The organism is Herbaspirillum sp. CAH-3 (genome assembly GCF_009668275.1).
Lineage (GTDB): Bacteria > Pseudomonadota > Gammaproteobacteria > Burkholderiales > Burkholderiaceae_D > Herbaspirillum > Herbaspirillum aquaticum.
On record NZ_VSWE01000004.1, the window covers coordinates 270,449 to 287,919 of the forward strand.

The following is a 17,471-nucleotide window of genomic DNA, read 5'->3' on the forward strand; positions in this document are numbered from 1 at the left end:
GAAACCACGCCGACATCGCCAGTTTCTCCGGCGTGGCCCGCAATGACCTGGCCGGCAAGGGTTTGCAGATCGTTGATGCAGACAAGGATTCCTTCAAGCAGGCGCTGGCCCAGGCCAACTTCTACAACGACATGCGCGCCAAGTTCGGCGAGGAGGCCTGGAAGCTGCTCGAGGCCAGCGTCGGTGCTCTGGGCTGACGCGCTTCAACGCCGCAGCGCTGGCGCAACATCGAATGCGCAAAACAGAAAAGGCCGGAGCAAGTTTTGCTCCGGCCTATTGGGTGTGCTACAGGGGAAAAGATCAGCGCGGACCACCGCCGTGTCCGCCGTCGCCCCAGCCCCCGCGCGCTCCGCCTCCGCCCGGTCCCGGTCCGCAGAACCAGGGTGCGCAGACACAGCCACCCAGCATGGTCAGCAGAAGTGCTGCGGCCAGCAGCGTGGTCAGTCGTTTCATGGTCAACCTCATGCAAAGAAATGGAAAGAGATGCAGTGAGGCAGCATTGAACTACGCCAGCCTGCCAAGCGCAGTCAGGCAATTGCAACAAAAAATGTTGCTGCCGCAGGCGCGCCTTGGACTCAGTCAAATCCGCGCACGCGCTCCTTGTCCATGCGCGGCAACTCCCAATGGAAGCGGATCGCCAGCAGGCGCACCGCAAAGCCCAGCAGCAGCGAAGCGAGCGTGGCGATACGGCCATCGATCTGCCAGTGCAGGATCAGGACGTACATCGTCCCCGTCAGCAGGGACACGCTGGCATAGATTTCACGCCGCAGGACCAGCGGAATCTCGTTGCAGAGCACATCGCGCAGCAGTCCACCGAAAACGCCGGTGACCATGCCCAGCATCACCACGATGGCCGGATGGAAGTTGTCGAAGCTGCGCGCGATGTCGCAGCCGATAATGGTAAAGGCCACCAAGCCCAGCGCATCGACCACCAGGAATGCAGACTTGAAATGATGCAGGGCACGCGCGGCCACCGCTGCGACGATGGCCGCGCAGATGGTGAAGGCCAGATATTCCGGATGGGCTACCCAGCCCAGCGGATAGTGGCCGATCAGGATGTCGCGCACGGTTCCGCCACCCAGTGCCGCCACCGTCCCGATGAGGCAGATGCCGAAGATGTCCATGTCCTTGCGGATGCCCATGAGCGCGCCCGAAATGGCTTCGGCGCAGATGGCGATGAGGTAGATGGTATGCAGCAGCATGGCAGGGTCCGGGCTGGGCGGTAGTGGCGAAGCCCGGATTATTGCATGGCGCGTACCCGACGCCATGCTGCGGCACACCGGGTCAGGCTGTGGTATCGATGATGTTGCCGATGGCCTTCACGCCCGAACTCACGCTGTCGGCCACCGAGTGCGCGGCCGAGGAAACGGCATCGACCGTGGTGTCGTAGGCGCTTTCAATTTCGTCACCGACTTCGGAGGCGACGTTCTTGATCGGCTGGATGATGGTGTTGTAGAAGCTGCTGTTGCCGGAGGAGACCGAAGACACGCTCATGTGAAACTCCCTTGTAGTGGTAGGCAGCCGGCATCCCCCTCTGCTGAGGAGGATGCGGACAGGAGTTCATCATAGGCAAGCGCGCCACCCGTGCAAAGATGCTGGCACCTGCGCAACGGGTAAAGAAATGCAATGCCTTGTAAAGCGGTGTAGGCGCACATATGGGCGGCCACGCCGCACCTTCTTACCGGGCCAATGCCAGCGCTGTTTCCTTCTGGTGTGTGGCGCTGATCGCTGTGGCCGAAGCAGGCGAGCGCGGACCGCCATGGGTGATCTTGAACACCGACATGGCCTGGCTCAGTTTGATCGACTGGTCGCGCAGGTTCTCGGCAGCGGCGGCGGCCTGTTCCACCAGCGCCGCATTCTGCTGGGTGGTTTCGTCGATGGCGTTGACGGCCTGGTTCAACTGTTCGATGCCGCCGCTCTGCTCGTTGCTGGCGACCGTGATTTCGGCCATGGTCACCGCCATGTTTTCCACCGCGCCACCGAGGTCGCCCATGGCTTGTGCGGTTTCGCGCACCAGCTGGTTGCCGCTCTCGACTTTCGCACGCGAGTCGTCGATGAGGCCCTTGATGTCCTTGGCGGCAGCCGCCGAGCGTTGGGCCAGCGTACGCACTTCCGAGGCCACCACGGCAAAGCCGCGTCCCTGCTCGCCGGCACGCGCGGCTTCCACCGCGGCGTTGAGCGCCAGGATGTTGGTCTGGAAGGAGATGCCGTCGATCAGCCCGATGATGTCCACGATCTTGTGCGAAGCTGCATCGATTTCTTCCATGGTCTTGCCCATGCGCTTGACCGACTGGCTACCGCGTTGCGCGATGGCCGAGGCCGATTGCGCCTGGCGGTCGGCGTTGGCGGCCGAGTCGGCATTCTGGCGCACGGTGGCAGCGAACTGCTCCACGCTGGAGGCCGTCTCTTCCAACGCCGAGGCTTGCGATTCGGTGCGGCCGGACAGGTCCATGTTGCCGCTGGCGATCTCGCCGGTGGAGATGGTCATCGATTCGACGTTGCGGCGTACGTCGCCGATGATGGCGCGCAGATTCACGTTCAGCTGCTGCAGGGCTTGCAGCAGCAAGCCCATGTCACCGCGCGCATTGGTATCGATATGCAGGTCAAGGTCGCCGCCGGCCAGGCCATGGACGGACTTGATGGCACGCTGCAAGGGCGCCACGATGCTCGCATGCAGCACCGCCCACGATCCCAGCAGCAGGGCGGCACCTGCGAGGGTGCCCAGCCATACTGCATAGGGGCTGCCCCCGGCCGATTGCACGGCACTGCCGGCCACCGCACCCCCGAGGATGAACATGAGCGTGAGTGCACTCATCATCCACCCCAGCCGCTTGGCCACCGGGAGATCGCGCAGGCCTTGCAGCCAGCCCATCAAGCCGGTCCGCGCCACTGCGCCGCGACGGATGCGCAGGCCGCGCGCCTGCCCGGCGACGAAGGTGCGATAGGCGCTGTCGGCCGCCTGTACCTGTTCCCGCGAGGGGCGCGTGCGCACCGACATGTAGCCGACCGCGCGGCCGTTCTCGCGCACCGGCGTGACGTTGGCCTGGACCCAGTAGTAGTCGCCGTTCTTGCAGCGGTTCTTGACCAGGCCGTTCCAGGGCAGGCCTTCCTTCAGCGTGGCCCACATGTCGGCGAAGGCCTCGCGCGGCATCTCGGGATGGCGCACGATGTTCTGCGGGGCCCCGATCAGTTCGGCTTCGTCGAAACCGCTGATTTCCACGAAGTAAGGATTGACGTAGGTGATGTTGCCCTGCAGGTCAGTCTTGGAAACGATGGACTTGCCATCCTCCAGCAGCCGTTCGGTGGTGGTGATCGGTAGATTCGTGCGCATCCTGGTCCCCCATTGCCCTGACCGTTGCTGACCTTGCGAGGTCACGGTCCTGCCTCTGTTGTAGAAAGCCGCCGCGCTTCGTCCCCCGGGCGTGGCGACCCCGTTTTCATGCCGGGCCGCGTGCAGCCTGGCGTGCAATTGCGAGTCGGTGTCATGGCGTTCCATGGCATTTCCGCAGGAGATGCACGACGCGAGCCTGTATCCGGCTTGGGCGGCGCGACACGGAAACCACGATGACCAGAATCTAAACGCTGTACTTCGCTTTCAATCGGTCAAAAAGGCGGGGCTTTCCACGGGTGAACCGGAAACAGGTCCGGCATTCCTGCCGGGCGGGGCAGGGGCGATGATGGACGGAAATTGTTTCCGCCCATCATCGCCCCGGCAATGCCGTGGACGCTTATTGGCGGGGCTGTACCTGGAACAGCACGCCTTGGGGTACCAGTTCTACCGAGAGCAATTGGTCGGCCACGACCTCGGTCATGCGCTGGCCGGGGTTGTCCAGGGCGACCGTGGTGAGGCGGGTAATGAGGGGCAGCAGCTTGTCCTCGCTGCCGGAGATGAAACTGCGCGCGGCACTGGAGGCGCAGATCAGGAATTCGTCACGGGCACCGGGGACCTTGTTGGTCATCATCACGCCCACGTTGCGCAGTTCGCCCTTCTTGTTGAGCGTGCCGATGAGCGTGGTCTGGGCCGGGCCGACCTGGGTGTCGAGCACGTATTCATATTTGCCCGGATGCAGGCGCGACGGGTCCAGCATGTAGAGGTGGGCCATGTGCTCGGGCTCTTCCACTTTCATGTCCTTGAGCACGTCGGCCAGCCGGTTGTTGAAGCGATCGGCGAACTGCTTGGGGGTGAGGCCCAGCGTGGTCTGCGCCGCTTCGTGGGCCGCCAGTTCCTGGTCGATGTGGCGGTCACAGCCGGCGGCCAACAAGGAAGTGGCCAGCAGGGTGCAGGACAAGAGACGCAGCGGGGATCGTAAAAGTGTCAGCATGTTCGTCAGAATGTCGCGTGTTTCGCTACATTGTGCATCATTTACGGAGCGCTTGAACCTGTCGCAGATCAAGCGTGGAGGCCGGTTTGTGTGTGTTGGTGATAAAGTACCTTGCCGACAACAAGGCAATACGACAACATCCGAACCGACGCCAAGCCATGACAGCTTCCCCTTCCGGCCAGCCCCCAGTCGCCGTCCAGTCCGATCTGCACGAACTGCGTGAGATCATCCGTCACTTCTCCAGCGAGCGCGACTGGCTGCGGTTCCATACGCCCAAGAATCTCGCCATGGCCCTCTCGGTGGAGGTGGCCGAGCTGGTGGAGCACTTCCAGTGGCTGCCTACCGGCGCCGATCATGAGCTCGACGATGCCGCCCGCGAAGGCATCCGCCATGAGATGGCCGATGTGCTGGTCTACCTGATCCAGCTGGCCGACCACACCGGCGTGGACCTGCGCAGCGCCGTCCTGGAAAAAATGGAACTGAACCGCCGCAAGTACCCGGTCGAACTGGCCCGGGGCAACGCGCGCAAATACAGCGCCCTGGCCGGTTCCGCCGCCGATGCAGACGCAGACGCCGGGTCCGGTGACCGCTGACGCAGGCCTCATCCTTGCTTGTCCTCCTCACACGTTCGCTGCCCGGAGCCTGCCTTGACCAACTGGAATGACGGTTACGTCGTCGACATCGCCTACACCTATGGCTACTACCCCGGCATGAATCCGGCGCGCCTGCCGCTGGCCTTTGCCTTCCACGGCCTGCAGGCACCGGCCATCCAGACCGCCTGCGAACTGGGTTTCGGGCAGGGCCTGTCGACCAACTTTCACGCGGCAGCGTCCACCACGCGCTGGTGGGGCAATGATTTCAATCCACTGCAGGCGGCCTTTGCCCAGGAACTGGCGGCTGCCAGTGGCAGTGGCGCGCAGCTGGAGGATTCCAGCTTCTCGCATTTCTGCCGGCGTGACGACCTGCCCGATTTCGATTTCATCGCACTGCATGGCATCTGGAGCTGGGTCTCCGAAGACAACCGCCAGATCATCCTCGATTTCATCGATCGCAAGCTCAAGCCCGGCGGCGTGCTCTACCTGAGCTACAACACCCAGCCAGGCTGGTCGGCCTTCATGCCGCTGCGCGACCTGCTGGTGCAGCACACGCAACTGGCCGGCAACGAGGAGCGCAGCCTGCCTACCGCCGCCCGCATCGAAGCCGCGCTGGCCTTTGCCACGCGTCTCTTCGAGACCGATCCGGTGTATGCGCAGGCCAACCCCTTCATGCGTGATCGCCTCAAGATGCTGCTGCAACAGCCCCGCAGCTACCTCGCGCACGAATACTTCAACCGTGACTGGCATGCCGAGCCCTTCGCCGAGATCCATCGCCGCTTCTCGCAAGCGGGCCTGCAGTTCGCCTGCCCGGCGCACTACATCGACCATCTCGACATGGCCAACTTCACGCCCGCGCAGCGCCAGTACCTGGCCGAGATCGAGGACCCGGTGCTGTACCAGAGCACGCGCGACTTCATGGTCAACCAGACATTCCGGCGCGACTACTGGGTACGCGGCGGCCAGGTGCTCGATGAGCGCCAGCGCGTGCAGGCCCTGGCGCTGCAAAGCGTGGTGCTGCTGACCGAACCGGACAAGGTGCCGCTGACAATCCAGAACGTGGCCTCCGAAATCACGCTCAACCGCCTCATCTATGAGCCCATCCTGCAAGCCCTCTCGGACTACCAGCCGCACACGCTGGTGGACCTGGCGGCCTCGCTGGCACATCGCAACCTGAACCTGTCGCAGGTGATCGACTCGGCCCTGATGCTCATCGGTACTGGCCACGCCGCCCCGCTGCCGCCCGAGCCCGATGCCGCCACCTTCGCCCAGATCGCCCGCCGCACCGCCGACCTCAATGCCTACCTGCTGCAACGCGCGGCCATGGTGCTGCCGGACAGCCAGGAGGGCGACATCAGCCACCTGGCCAGTCCCCTGACCGGGGGCGGGGTGAAGGTGGAGCGGGTGGAGCAGTTGTTCCTGCTGGCGCGCGAGATCTGCGGCGACGACGTGGAAGCCTGGCCGGCCCAGGCCTGGCAGCATATCGCCGCCCAAGGCAAGCGGCTGGTGCGCGATGGCGTGCGGCTGGAAGGGGGGGCCGAGAACCTGGCCGAACTGGCGACCCAGGCGCGGCTCTTCGCGCGCACCCGGCTGCCCTTGCTGCGGGCCTTGCAGGTTGCCTGAACCTGCTGCGCTGCGCCACGGATGAGCTTGCGGTGCATGATTTTTGGGGAATCCTCACGCGCGGCCTGACAGCGGCGTGACAGCGCCCTGACAAGGCAGCAGGATCGCACTGCCTGGCTGCAATCGCGTTGCATCGCAGCGCACTAGCCTGTAGCATTTCGCGTGGCCGTATTGCCGGCCATCACAGCCGTGCCTCTCATTAAGGAAAGTCGGTCTCCAGCTTATGTCCCTGTCTCGTCAACTCCAAACGCGCCTGACCCTGTCCGGCACCGCTGCCGCGCTCCTCACCGCCGTCGTGCTCACCGCCATGGCCCTCAATGGCAGCACGCAGGGCCTGGTCATGGCCGCCGTGGTGCTGGTGCTGTTGTCGGCCTTGCTGTCCTGGCTGCTGGCCCGGCAATGGCTGCAACCGCTCGCGGCAGTGGAGGCAGGCATGCAGCAACTGCAGGAAGAACACAAGCAGCTCGTAGAGCAGCGCGACGACGCCCGCACGCACCTGGAAGAAATGGAAAAGACGCTGGCCCGCGTCGGCCTGGAAGATGCACTCACGGGCCTGGCCAATCGCCGCCAGTTCGAGCGCGGCCTGCTGGAAGAATTCAACCGTGCCGCGCGCACCAACCTGTCGCTGGCCATCATCATGATCGACATCGATCTCTTCGATGAGTACAACGCCAGCTATGGCCGCATGGCCGGTGACAAGGTCTTGCGCCGTGTCGGCAGCGCCATCCGCGATACCAACGTGCGTCCGGAAGACCTGCTCTCGCGCTTCGGTACCCAGGAGATCGCCGTGCTGCTGCCCGGCTCGCGCCTGGACGGCGCGCTGATCGTGGCCGAACGCATCCGCAAGTCGATCGAGCAGCTCAACATCGAACACAGCGCCAGCCCGACCGGGCGCGTGACCATCAGCATCGGCATCGCGGCAGTTGCCCCGCAGCGCCAGGTCGACGAACCCGAGACCGTACTGCGCGAATCGGAACAGGCCCTGGCCCTGGCCAAGGCTTCCGGCCGCGATTGCATCCGCACCGCCGAGGACCTCAAACAGGCCTGAGCCGCCGCACCCCAACGCAGTGCTGCAACGACAAATGCCGCCCGGTGGTCACCCACCGCGCGGCATTTTTCATGGTTCTACAGGTTGCTGCCGGGCTCAGGGTTGCTCGGGCCCCGGCACGAGGAACTTGGACTTGGCGCAATACATCTTGGCGTTGGTATCGTTGTAGACGATCTTGCTGCCGGCCTGCGATTGCCGCACCGGATAGGCCGAGTCATCCTCGGGCGTGAAGCGGATGCCCAGCGCGCCCTTGATGGCATCGGTCAACTTGACCGGGGTGGTATTGAAATAGGCACCGATGAAATCGGCCTGGCTGTTGCTGTCATTGACCAGGAAATCGGTGGCCTGCATGCCCCACAGCGAGACATTGGTGGCCTTGAACCAGTAGGCTCCGCCCTCGGTCTTGTAGGGCGGCCCGAAGGCAGCCACCAGGTAATCGTAGAAATACTTGCTGTTGAGCTGGTTCAGGCACAGCAAGGCATTGCCGACCTCGATGCCAAAACTGGGTTGCGGCGCGGCCTGCGCAGCGGGTGCGGCGGCCACGGCACCGGCCAGCGTCAGCACCAGCGCGCCCAGGCGCGGGCGCAGGCGAGTGCACAGGCGAAATGCGATCTTCAAACGAACTCCCGGAAATTGCCTCTTGGCATGTTATCGGTACGGCACGCGGGGCGGGCCGGGGAGTCGATTGTAGGGGGGATTTGGGATTTTTTCCAAACAGCCGTCTTTTTTGCCGCCCGGCGGGAGGCCCTAGCGCTTGCCGCGCAACACCCGGTCGCCGCGCGCCGAGCGGCCTTCCTGCGGCGCTTCGCTGGCGGCCAGGTGTCCCAGGCCATCGAGGAAGGACGCGATGCCGGTGCCCTTGACCAGGACGCAAGGCTTGCCCAGCTTCTTGCAGGTGCTCTTGACCAGGTGATAGGCGTTGTGGCTGATGTTGCCGGAGGCGCAGATGACGATGTCAGCCGCGGCCAGCATGGGCGTGAGCCGGTGCAGGTTGTCTTCGCGTCCGCCGTCGTGATGCAGGAAGCGCCCGGCGCGGGTTTCGATCTCGGCCCGGTAGTGATTGCGCGCGCCGGTCAGGCCGCCTACGCAGAGCACACAGCGGTCGCCAAGCGACAAGGCGATGGGGGCAGCCGTGGAGGCGGAAGCGGAGGCAGCAGCACGCATGGGGGGACTCGCAGGAAGTGAGTGACGGTCCCAGCCTAACTGCTGTCTTGCCGCTTGCGAACGAATCAATCCGCAGCAGCATATGCGCTTTGCGTTGGCGCCAGCCGGGTGCGGATCAGGCCGCAGGCGGCACGGCGGCGCCCGGCGGCGTGGCCGGTATCGCCGAGGATTGTTGTGCGCGCACCTGGCGCTGCATGGCCCGCACGAAGTCCGGCAGGCGACGGCCATTGCGGTCCGGATAATGGCCGTGTTCGCTCATCTGCCGGACACGGTCCAGGCGGAAGGAACGGAAATCGTCACGGGTTTCGCACCAGGCGGCCAGCAGCCAGGTGCCGCCGAAGAAGGCCAGCGCCAGTGGCCACACCACGCGCTGGCTGCTGCGCTGCTGGGCATCGGTGTAGTGCAGCAGCAGCTTGTGGCGGCTGTTGATGGCCTGGCGGATGGCTTCCAGCCGTTCGCCCTGGCCGCAGTCGTCCTGCATGGCGGGGGCAAAGAGCGGTGTGGCCTCGACGAAATCACGCTTTTCCTTGGGCAGGGCCAGCACTACCTTGGCCAGTGCCGAAGCCGCCGAGGCACCCAGTTGCGGGCCGCCCCAGGCCTGCACCATGCGCATGCCGATCACCAGCGCATCGATTTCATCGGCATTGAACATCAGCGGCGGCAGGTCATAGCCGGGCTTGATGCGGTAGCCGACCCCGGCTTCGCCATCCACCGGCACGCCCGACAGCGACAGGTCGCGGATGTCGCGATAGACCGTGCGTTCCGATACCGACAGCCATTGCGCCAGCTGGCGCGCCGTGGTGAGACGGCGTCCGCGCAGGTACTGGGTGATCTGGAACAGGCGATCGGCTCGACGCATGGCAGGGACGGTGAAAAATGATGCGGGCCATTCTGGCACGCATGCTCCCGGCCCGCCACGAACTTCGATGCTGCTGTGCAAGATGCGGCCATGGCGTTGCCTGGCGAGCCGATCCGGCTCGTTCAGTGCATCGCGTGCAAGGCGAGGCGATTGCCTTCGCTGTCGATGAACTGGGCGATGTAGCCGATATCGTTGGGCAGCTGGAAGCGTTCCATGGTGACCTCACCACCGGCGGCCTTGACGCGGTCGAGCACGGCCTGGATCGAGGGGCCGGCATCGAGGTAGATCAGCGTGCCCTGGCGAGCGGGTTCCAGCCAGCCGGGGCCGGTCAGGCAGCCGATGGACTGGCCATCGTCACGCACGAAGATGGCCATCGGACCTTCTTCGGACAATTGCTCCTGGCGCAGCCTGGTAGCGAAGACGGCTTCGTAGAAGCGGGTGGCGCGCTGCAGGTCCTTGGTGGCGATCTCGAACCAGTTGACTTGGGTTTGCATGGTGTTCTTCCTTTTCTTGTGAGGGGAGCGTTGTCTATGCCGGCTGGCATGGAACGCATCATGCGCGGGGGCTACTGACACCGTCCTGTCAGTAGCCCTCGCGCCCCCGGGGAAGAATTGGTCAGCAATCAGCGCGTGGCCGCCGCTGCAACGCCCTCCTGCTGAGGCTGCCCGCCGGTTTGTTCATCTTCGTGGCCAGCGGCATAGCGCCGCGCCAGCACCGCGCACAGCATCAGCTGCATCTGGTGGAACAGCATGATCGGCAGCAGCACCACCGCTGCACCGCTGCCGGCAAACAGCACCGACGCGATAGGGATGCCCGAGGCCAGCGACTTCTTGGAGCCGCAGAAGACCAGCACGATTTCATCGCCGCGCGGCATCTTCAGGGCGCGGGCACCATAGGTCGTCACCAGCAGCACGGTCCCCAGCAACACCGCATTGACCAGCACCAGCAAGGCCAGCTGGCCCGGCGGGAACAGGTGCCAGACGCCCTGTGCCACGGCCACGCTGAAGGCAGCATAGACCGACAACAGGATGCCGCCGCGATCGACCACATTGACGATGACCTTGTGGCGATTGATCCAGTCGCCGATCCACGGGCGCATCAGGTTGCCCAGCACGAAGGGCAGCAGCAGTTGCAGCAGGATGCTCAGCACCTGCGACATGCCGTTGGCTTCGTGATGACGATGCAGCAGCAGCGTGACCAGGAGCGGCGTGATGACGATGCCCAGCAGGTTGGAGGCCGTGGCACCGCAGATCGCCGCCGGCACGTTGCCGCGTGCAATGGAGGTAAAACCGATTGAGGATTGCACGGTGGAGGAGAGCGTACAGACGAACAGCACGCCCATCCACAGTTGCGGCGTCAGCAGGTCGGGCACGGCGCTCTTCAAGGCCAGGCCCAGCAGCGGGAACAGCAGGAAGGTCGAGGCCAGCGTGAGCAAATGCAGGCGCGGCTGCTTCAGTCCGGACAGGGCCGCCTCGCGGGAGAGCTTGGCACCATGCAGGAAGAACAGCAGCGAGATGGCCGCATTGCTGGCGATGTGCATGAAGTGCTCGAAGCTGCCAGTGGCCGGGAAGAAGGTGGCCAGCAGCACGGTGCCGATGAGCAACTGGGTGAAGCGGTCGGGGAGAAAGCGGTTCATGGCGCGCTCGCGGAGAAAATGAAGGGACGATGAAGGGAAGATTCGGGTTTGCCCTCATGATAGGAAAGCGCACGGCCATCGGGAACCCCTCTGATCCCGTTGACTGTCATCGGAAAGTCCGATGATAATGGCCGCATGCTCAATCCCCTCTGGCTCCAGACCTTCGCCACCGCTGCGGCTTCGTCCAGCTTCACCGAGGCCGGGCGCCAGCTCGGGCTGACGCAATCAACCGTCAGCGACCACATCCGCCGCCTGGAAGAGAGCCTGGGCCGTCGCCTCTTCGTGCGCGATACGCATTCCCTGGCGCTGACCGCCGATGGCGAAAGCCTGCTTGTCCATGCTCGCCTGATCCTGCAGGCGCATGCGCGCGCCGAGGCCCAGTTCAGTGCTCCGCGTCTGCGTGGACGGGTTCGCTTCGGTACTTCTGACGACCTCGCCATGGGTCCGCTGCCGGACATGCTGGCCGCCTTTCGCAGCCAGCATCCGGAGGTCGAACTGGAAATCACCATCGGTCTCACCAGCGAGCTCTATGCCTCGCTGGACCAGGGCAAGCTGGACTTGCTGGTGGGCAAACGGCGCGCGGGCGAATCGCGCGGCCACAGCATGTTCTCCACGCCCATGCAGTGGCTCACCCGGCCCGATACCCTGGTCGACCTCACCGAACCCTTGCCCCTGATCCTGCTGCCCGAGCCCAGCATCACCCGGGCGGCGACCTTGCAGGCGCTGGGCAAGTCGGGTCATCACTGGCGCATCGTCTGCACCAGCGGCAGTCATGCGGGCTGCATGGCAGCGGCGCGTGGCGGGCTGGGGCTGGCGGCGTTGCCGCAGCATCTGGCCTCGCGTGACCTGGTGGTGCCGTTGAACCATGCGGCGCTGCCGCGGCTGCCGGATGTGGAATATGTGGCGCTCACCGCGCGGCGGCTGTCGCGGCCGGCCGATACGCTGTACCAGATCCTGATGGCCAGCCGCTTGAGTCGCGGCTGAACGGTCAAGCGCGAGCGGGTTTCAGGCAGCCTCGACGATCAGCGCCGGGTCATTCAGGGAACGGATGCGTCGGTCCACGAAATAGCCACCGGCTTCCATGTAGCGCAGGTAGTGGCGTCCGCACTGCGTGCAGCGAGCGATATTGCAGCGGTTGTACGGATACCAGGCCGGCGCGACAGGCGCCTCGGGCGAGGCGTAGCGCGTGCCCTGGGGATGGTATTCGGTGAAGGTGGGTTCGTCGTAGGGATCGGCAATGAGCGTGGCCACGTCCACCAATTGCGTCTCCGGCAGCGACAGCGGCAGGCTGATCCAGCCGCTGCTGTCGGCCGCGCGGCAATTGCACTCCACGGTGATGGCCGCACTGTCGGCTGCCAGGGCGCGCAGTTGCGCCAGGTCCGGATGGGGGAGCAGGTCTTGCATGAGCGGGACCGGTCAGTGCGCCAAGGCGCAATGCCCTGTGGATAAGCGAAGCGTAAATGCTATAAACGATTTATCCACAGGCTGTCTGAAAATGAAAAAAGAAAAGAACAAAAAATAAAAACGGCGAACACTATTTTTTCGGGTTGTAGCGGATATCGCCTTCAAACAGCTGTGCGGTGCCGCCGCCCAGGTCTGATTGCACCGGCCACACTTCATGCCCGATGCGCAATTCCGTGCCTTCGTGAACGGCCTTGGCCACGATGATGCGTGCGTCTTCGGCGGCCACCATGCCTTCCTTCATCTGGCTCACTTCTTCCAGCAACACCTTGACCTCGTAGGCCAGCGCCTTGCGCTTGTCGCTGGTCTCATGCAGCAGTTCCGGAGTGGCCTTCTCGGGATTGAGCTTGTAGTAGCTCTGCTGCTTGATGGTGCGATCGAGCTCGGCCACCTTGCGGGTGTATTCCTGTTCCTTGATGGCGATCTTCTCTTCCAGATACGGATCGAGGCCGACCTGGATACGCGTATGCGTGGTGGTGGAAGCACCGATCACGTTGGCGCGGATCACGTTGGTGGCTTCCACGCGGCCGCCGATGATGTGGCCGGTACGTGGATTGCCCTTGCCGACGGTGATCTCGTTGCCGGCCAGCAGTTCGCAGTGACGGGCGTTGCCCAGGACCAGGATGTCCTCGGCCGCTTCGATGTGGGCACTCTCGGCAAACATCACCTGCACCGATTTTTGCGAACTGATGCGCGAGGCAATGGCGGTGGTGCCGGCCTGCGCGGTCACCCCTTCGCTGTGGCCGATCACGCCGCCCTTGACCGTGACACTGCCACCGGCCACGATCTCGGCCGCTTCGACGGTCCCATTGATCACCACGTCGCCGCCCACATTCATCTTCATGCCGGTGAGCACGTCGCCCGAGACGCGCACCGTGCCTTCGAAGCTCAGGTTGCCGGTGGAGAGGTCGACGTTTTCCACATCCAGCACCGGATTGACCTTCACCCCGTTCTTGATGACCGTAGGCTGGCCCGGCACGATGGCCACCAGCAGGTTGGGATCTTCTTCACTCGGTTCTGCACCGATGCATTCCTTGGCGAAAGGCACATCGGCAATCGGCCGTGCCGGCACCTTGCCGCCACGGATGTCGATGCCATCCTGGCCCGGCACCGGCGGCGTGCGGCGCATCAGCGGGTCCCCGACCTTGACCAGCAGGATGTGGCCCATGTCGGCATAGGAGACCACGGCATCTTCGTCGATGTCGGCCAGCTCTTCTTCCTTTTCTTCCAGTAGGCTCTCGAAACGGGCCGGCTCGGCAGGCGTGGGCATGAGGCCCTGCGCCACCACCAGCTTGTTGCAGAAACCGGCCGAGAGCGCCCCGCGCAGTTGCTCGTGCAGGATGCCGTAAGTGATGCCGGCGGCGCGGATGGCGTTGACCACTTCCACGCTCTTGGCGCGGCCACCGTAGGGCGGCACCAGGGTCAGCGAGGCCATCATCAGGTCATCGGACACATCGAGCGAGAATTCGCCATCGCGCCGTTCGGCGATGACCTGGGTGACGGGTTCCTTGGCATCCTCGGCCTTGCGCACGAAGCTATTGAGGACCGAATCCTGGAAAAAGAGTTTGGTCAGCCCATGGTCGGTCATGGCCTGTTTCAGGAAGGCCAGCGTCAGCGGCGGGAAGCCCTGCACGGGTTGCCAGGTGGCGCTCAGTTCGCCGCTGGCCCTGTCGAACGCAAATGACAGCGGTTGCGGGGTTGCTTGGTTCATGCTGTTCCTCGATGTAAGGCTGCACCGGGTCTGTCTCGGATCGCTCGCGTGTCATGGCAACAGCCATGGACGCGGGGATGTCTGGTCCTGCTATGGAGGTGCGGGCCGTGATCCGGCGCGTTGCTGACCGCACCGGCAAAAAGGCGGCGGCAGTCCCCCTGACGCAATACGGATGACATTGTAATGTGGCAAGATGATCCAGTAATTTGTTCGATAGCACAAGTTTTGCCAATTTTGGCTCTAGATTAGGCTCTTATCGTTGGTTTTATGTTAAGTACCCAAATAGAAGACTTCAAGGGGGAAGATCCTCGCGATGATGCCTTGAGTGCGGCCCGTTATCGGGCCGGCCGCACCAGTACGCTGGTGAGCATCGTGGTCAATATCGCGCTGGTGATGCTGCAGGTGACGGCGGGCGTGTTTTCCGGATCGCAGGCCCTGATTGCGGACGGCATTCATTCGCTCTCCGATCTCATTTCCGATTTCGTGGTGCTGCTGGCGGGCCATCACAGCCGCAAGCAGGCCGACGACGATCATCAATATGGTCACCAGCGTTACGAAACGGCGGCCTCGCTGGCACTGGGTGCATTGCTGCTGGCCGTGGGCCTGGGCATGCTGGTGTCGGCGGCGCAGAAGATCCAGCACTACGGCCATACGCCGCCGGTGCACGTGGCGGCCTTGTGGGTAGCGCTGGCGGCCTTGCTGGCCAAGGAACTGCTGTTCCGCTACATGCTGCGCATCGCCGAGCGTGTGCGCTCCAGCATGCTGGTGGCCAATGCCTGGCACGCGCGTTCGGATGCGGCCTCCTCCTTGGTGGTGGCGCTGGGCATCGTGGGTAGCCTGGCTGGCTTCACCTTGCTCGATCCGGTAGCGGCGGCAGTGGTGGGGTTGATGGTGGTGCGCACCGGCTGGGGATTTTTCTGGAGCGCGCTGCATGACCTGATGGACCGCGCCGTGTCGGCGGAAGAAGCCGAGGCCATTCGCACCACCATCCTCGCCACGCCCGGGGTGCAGGGACTGCATGACCTGCGTACGCGGCGCATGGGCGATCTCACGCTGGTGGATGTGCACCTGGAAATCGATGGAGGCATCACGGTCACCGAAGGCCATGCCATTGCCATTGAGGCGCGGCGCCGGGTGCTGGCGGCGCATCATGTGCTGGATGTGATGACGCATGTGGATCCGGTGGGTCAGGGTGGAGCGCACTGATCGTCACAATATCTGCCTGGCAATACATTGTGTAGCGTACGCCGCATCATTCTGACGAAGCCGGCACGACAACTTGTCTAGCGCGGCCGTCTTCGTTTAAAATCCGGGCTTCTCTTTGGGGAGTAGCCAGCTTTCGGGTCATCCGGAAGAGCCCGTGTCAACATTCTCGGCAGCATCGATGCCGTGGCGCGGGTAGCCATCCAGGTAGGCGAGACCATAGACGTATCCTGCGGCCAGGCTGGGCGCGCAGGCGCGTCCATGGACTTTTCGCCCGGCCAAGGAATCCCCGCTCATGAATTTCCCCGCTCTCCTTCTCCTCGCGCTGGCGATGTCCACCGACGCTTTTGCGGCCGCCATCGGCAAGGGTGCCGCCATGCAGAAGCCCCGCTTCCTGCAGGCATTGCGCATCGGCCTGCTGTTCGGCGTGATCGAAGCCATCACGCCCTTGATCGGCTGGTTCGCCGGTTCCGTCGCGACCAAGTGGGTCTCGCAATGGGATCACTGGATCGCCTTCGTGCTGCTGCTGGTACTGGGCGCGCGCATGATCCACGAAGGCTTGAGCGACGACGATGAGGAAGAAGACGCCGGCACCACCCCGCAGAAGCAATCAGTGGTCATGCTGGCCCTCACTGCGGTTGCCACCAGCATCGACGCCATGGCCGTGGGCGTGGGCCTGGCCTTCATCGACGTCAACATCCTCGAAGCCGCGCTCCTGATCGGCCTGGCCACCACCACCATGGTCACCATCGGCGTAATGGTCGGCCGCGTGCTGGGCCACCTGATCGGCAAGCGTGCCGAGATCATCGGTGGCGTGGTCTTGATTGGCGTGGGCGCTGCGATCCTCTATGAACACCTGAGCCGCGCGGGCGGCTGATTCAGGCCGGTGCCGCCTGCCGCAGCCTGGCTGCGCGCGCGGCACAGTAGTCGGCGGCCATCAGGCGGAAGGCCGTGACCGCCGGATTGTCCTGGTCCGCGCGCCAGGCCATGCTCATCTCCGCACGCGGCACCTCGCCTGCCAGTGGACGGAATTCCACCCGGTCGTAACGGAAACGCTGGGCCGAGGCCGGCAGGATGCCTACGCCCAGCCCGGCACGCACCAGCGACAGGATGGTGTGGCTCTGGTCGATGTATTGCGTGAAATCGGGTTTGACGTCCGCCGCACCCAGCATGGCCATGATGCGTTCGTAGAAATATTTTCCATGCGTGGGCGAATGCATGATGAAGGGCTGGCCATCGAGCTGGGCCGTGGCGATGCGTTCATGCGCAGCCAGCGCGTGGCCTTGCGGCATCGCCAGCACCAGGGGCTCGTCATCCACCAGTTGCAATTCCAGCGGCTGGCGTGATGAGACCGGCCGCAGGAAGCCGATGTCGATGGTGTTGGCGGTGAAGGCCTCCAGTTGGGCGACCGAAATCAGTTCGAACAGCACGACGTCGATCTCGGGCAGGCTCTGGCGCGCCTGCATCAGCAGTTCCGGAATCAGCTCGTAGCCGGCCGCACCGGTAAAGCCGACCCGCACCCGCCCGGTCTTGCCCTGGCTGGCGCGGCGCACCGTGCTCTCGGCCTGTTCGGACAACTGCAGCAGGCGTGAGGCATCGGCCAGGAACACCCGGCCTTCGGTGGTCAGGCGCACGGTGCGCCCGACTCGTTCAAACAATTGCACGCCCAGCCTGTGCTCCAGCAGATGGATTTGCCGTGACAGGGGCGGCTGGGTCATGTTCAGCAGTGCCGCCGCCCGGCGGAAATTGAGTTCGGTCGCAGCGACCACGAAACAACGGACTTGAGCCAGATCGAGCATGGGAATTCGCCGGTAAGGGGAGCGTGCATTATAGGCAGGTACGCTCCCGGCC

19 protein-coding genes, 1 pseudogene and 1 riboswitch are annotated in these 17,471 nt (G+C 64.2%); of the genes and pseudogenes, 7 read left to right on the forward strand and 13 right to left on the reverse strand.

Annotation, left to right across the window (positions count from 1 at the left end):
* Positions 1 to 8: 8 nt before the first annotated feature.
* Positions 9 to 197 (forward strand): annotated as a pseudogene (locus FYB76_RS07280) (TRAP transporter substrate-binding protein); the annotation flags it as partial.
* Between the two features lie 103 nt (positions 198 to 300).
* Here FYB76_RS07280 and FYB76_RS26585 read toward each other — a convergent pair.
* The 5 genes from FYB76_RS26585 to FYB76_RS07300 form a co-directional block, all read right to left on the reverse strand.
* Positions 301 to 453, reverse strand: coding sequence for a hypothetical protein (locus FYB76_RS26585; protein ID WP_167386314.1), 153 nt, complete (start codon positions 451 to 453; stop codon positions 301 to 303).
* A 122-nt stretch (positions 454 to 575) separates the two neighbouring features.
* Positions 576 to 1,202 (reverse strand): trimeric intracellular cation channel family protein, encoded by a 627-nt coding sequence (locus tag FYB76_RS07285; RefSeq protein ID WP_088756494.1) that lies wholly within the window; start codon positions 1,200 to 1,202, stop codon positions 576 to 578.
* A gap of 82 nt (positions 1,203 to 1,284) precedes the next feature.
* A complete protein-coding gene (locus FYB76_RS07290) occupies positions 1,285 to 1,494 on the reverse strand; it encodes a protamine P1 domain containing protein (RefSeq protein ID WP_088756493.1) in 210 nt (69 codons plus the stop codon).
* Positions 1,495 to 1,678: 184 nt separating this feature from the next.
* Positions 1,679 to 3,331, reverse strand: a complete 1,653-nt coding sequence (locus FYB76_RS07295; RefSeq protein WP_154133176.1) for a PAS domain-containing methyl-accepting chemotaxis protein — start codon at positions 3,329 to 3,331, stop codon at positions 1,679 to 1,681.
* A gap of 397 nt (positions 3,332 to 3,728) precedes the next feature.
* Positions 3,729 to 4,322, reverse strand: coding sequence for an attG domain containing protein (locus tag FYB76_RS07300; protein ID WP_088756491.1), 594 nt, complete (start codon positions 4,320 to 4,322; stop codon positions 3,729 to 3,731).
* 158 nt (positions 4,323 to 4,480) lie between these two features.
* Here FYB76_RS07300 and FYB76_RS07305 point away from each other — a divergent pair, with 158 nt between their 5' ends.
* The 3 genes from FYB76_RS07305 to FYB76_RS07315 all read left to right on the forward strand — a co-directional run bounded on the left by FYB76_RS07305 (position 4,481) and on the right by FYB76_RS07315 (position 7,586).
* Positions 4,481 to 4,915: a nucleotide pyrophosphohydrolase gene (locus tag FYB76_RS07305; protein WP_088756490.1), complete on the forward strand. Its 435-nt coding sequence runs from the start codon at positions 4,481 to 4,483 to the stop codon at positions 4,913 to 4,915.
* Between the two features lie 54 nt (positions 4,916 to 4,969).
* Positions 4,970 to 6,538: a methyltransferase regulatory domain-containing protein gene (locus FYB76_RS07310; protein ID WP_154133177.1), complete on the forward strand. Its 1,569-nt coding sequence runs from the start codon at positions 4,970 to 4,972 to the stop codon at positions 6,536 to 6,538.
* 223 nt (positions 6,539 to 6,761) lie between these two features.
* Positions 6,762 to 7,586, forward strand: coding sequence for a GGDEF domain-containing protein (locus FYB76_RS07315; protein ID WP_154133178.1), 825 nt, complete (start codon positions 6,762 to 6,764; stop codon positions 7,584 to 7,586).
* A 96-nt stretch (positions 7,587 to 7,682) separates the two neighbouring features.
* Here FYB76_RS07315 and FYB76_RS07320 read toward each other — a convergent pair whose 3' ends face one another.
* From FYB76_RS07320 to FYB76_RS07340, 5 genes are all read right to left on the reverse strand, one after another.
* Positions 7,683 to 8,204 carry a hypothetical protein gene (locus tag FYB76_RS07320; protein ID WP_154133179.1) on the reverse strand — a complete coding sequence of 174 codons (522 nt, stop codon included), beginning with the start codon at positions 8,202 to 8,204 and terminating at the stop codon, positions 7,683 to 7,685.
* A gap of 129 nt (positions 8,205 to 8,333) precedes the next feature.
* On the reverse strand, positions 8,334 to 8,750 hold the full coding sequence (locus FYB76_RS07325) for a DUF2325 domain-containing protein (protein WP_145606918.1): 417 nt from the start codon (positions 8,748 to 8,750) through the stop codon (positions 8,334 to 8,336).
* 115 nt (positions 8,751 to 8,865) lie between these two features.
* Positions 8,866 to 9,609, reverse strand: coding sequence for a YafY family protein (locus FYB76_RS07330; protein ID WP_186450200.1), 744 nt, complete (start codon positions 9,607 to 9,609; stop codon positions 8,866 to 8,868).
* A gap of 122 nt (positions 9,610 to 9,731) precedes the next feature.
* On the reverse strand, positions 9,732 to 10,103 hold the full coding sequence (locus FYB76_RS07335; RefSeq protein ID WP_088756484.1) for a VOC family protein: 372 nt from the start codon (positions 10,101 to 10,103) through the stop codon (positions 9,732 to 9,734).
* Positions 10,104 to 10,231: 128 nt separating this feature from the next.
* Positions 10,232 to 11,245, reverse strand: coding sequence for a bile acid:sodium symporter family protein (locus FYB76_RS07340; RefSeq protein ID WP_088756483.1), 1,014 nt, complete (start codon positions 11,243 to 11,245; stop codon positions 10,232 to 10,234).
* A 135-nt stretch (positions 11,246 to 11,380) separates the two neighbouring features.
* On the opposite strand from FYB76_RS07340, the gene FYB76_RS07345 reads away from it, so the two are divergent.
* Positions 11,381 to 12,229 carry a LysR family transcriptional regulator gene (locus tag FYB76_RS07345; protein WP_088756482.1) on the forward strand — a complete coding sequence of 283 codons (849 nt, stop codon included), beginning with the start codon at positions 11,381 to 11,383 and terminating at the stop codon, positions 12,227 to 12,229.
* A gap of 21 nt (positions 12,230 to 12,250) precedes the next feature.
* On the opposite strand, the gene FYB76_RS07350 is transcribed toward FYB76_RS07345, so the two are convergent.
* Both FYB76_RS07350 and FYB76_RS07355 read right to left on the reverse strand, forming a co-directional pair.
* Entirely contained in the window at positions 12,251 to 12,649 is a 399-nt protein-coding gene (locus FYB76_RS07350; RefSeq protein WP_154133181.1) for a hypothetical protein, read from the reverse strand.
* 130 nt (positions 12,650 to 12,779) lie between these two features.
* Complete coding sequence (locus FYB76_RS07355; protein WP_154133182.1) at positions 12,780 to 14,417, reverse strand: DUF342 domain-containing protein; 1,638 nt, start codon at positions 14,415 to 14,417, stop codon at positions 12,780 to 12,782.
* A 267-nt stretch (positions 14,418 to 14,684) separates the two neighbouring features.
* On the opposite strand from FYB76_RS07355, the gene FYB76_RS07360 reads away from it, so the two are divergent.
* The gene (locus FYB76_RS07360; RefSeq protein ID WP_088756479.1) at positions 14,685 to 15,623 is read left to right on the forward strand and encodes a cation diffusion facilitator family transporter; all 939 of its coding nucleotides are present in this window, start codon (positions 14,685 to 14,687) and stop codon (positions 15,621 to 15,623) included.
* A 103-nt stretch (positions 15,624 to 15,726) separates the two neighbouring features.
* A riboswitch (yybP-ykoY riboswitch) is annotated at positions 15,727 to 15,907 on the forward strand.
* A gap of 8 nt (positions 15,908 to 15,915) precedes the next feature.
* The gene (mntP, locus tag FYB76_RS07370) at positions 15,916 to 16,497 is read left to right on the forward strand and encodes a manganese efflux pump MntP (protein WP_154133184.1); all 582 of its coding nucleotides are present in this window, start codon (positions 15,916 to 15,918) and stop codon (positions 16,495 to 16,497) included.
* A 1-nt stretch (position 16,498) separates the two neighbouring features.
* On the opposite strand, the gene FYB76_RS07375 is transcribed toward mntP, so the two are convergent.
* A complete protein-coding gene (locus FYB76_RS07375) occupies positions 16,499 to 17,419 on the reverse strand; it encodes a LysR family transcriptional regulator (protein ID WP_154133185.1) in 921 nt (306 codons plus the stop codon).
* Between the last annotated feature and the right edge of the window lie 52 nt (positions 17,420 to 17,471).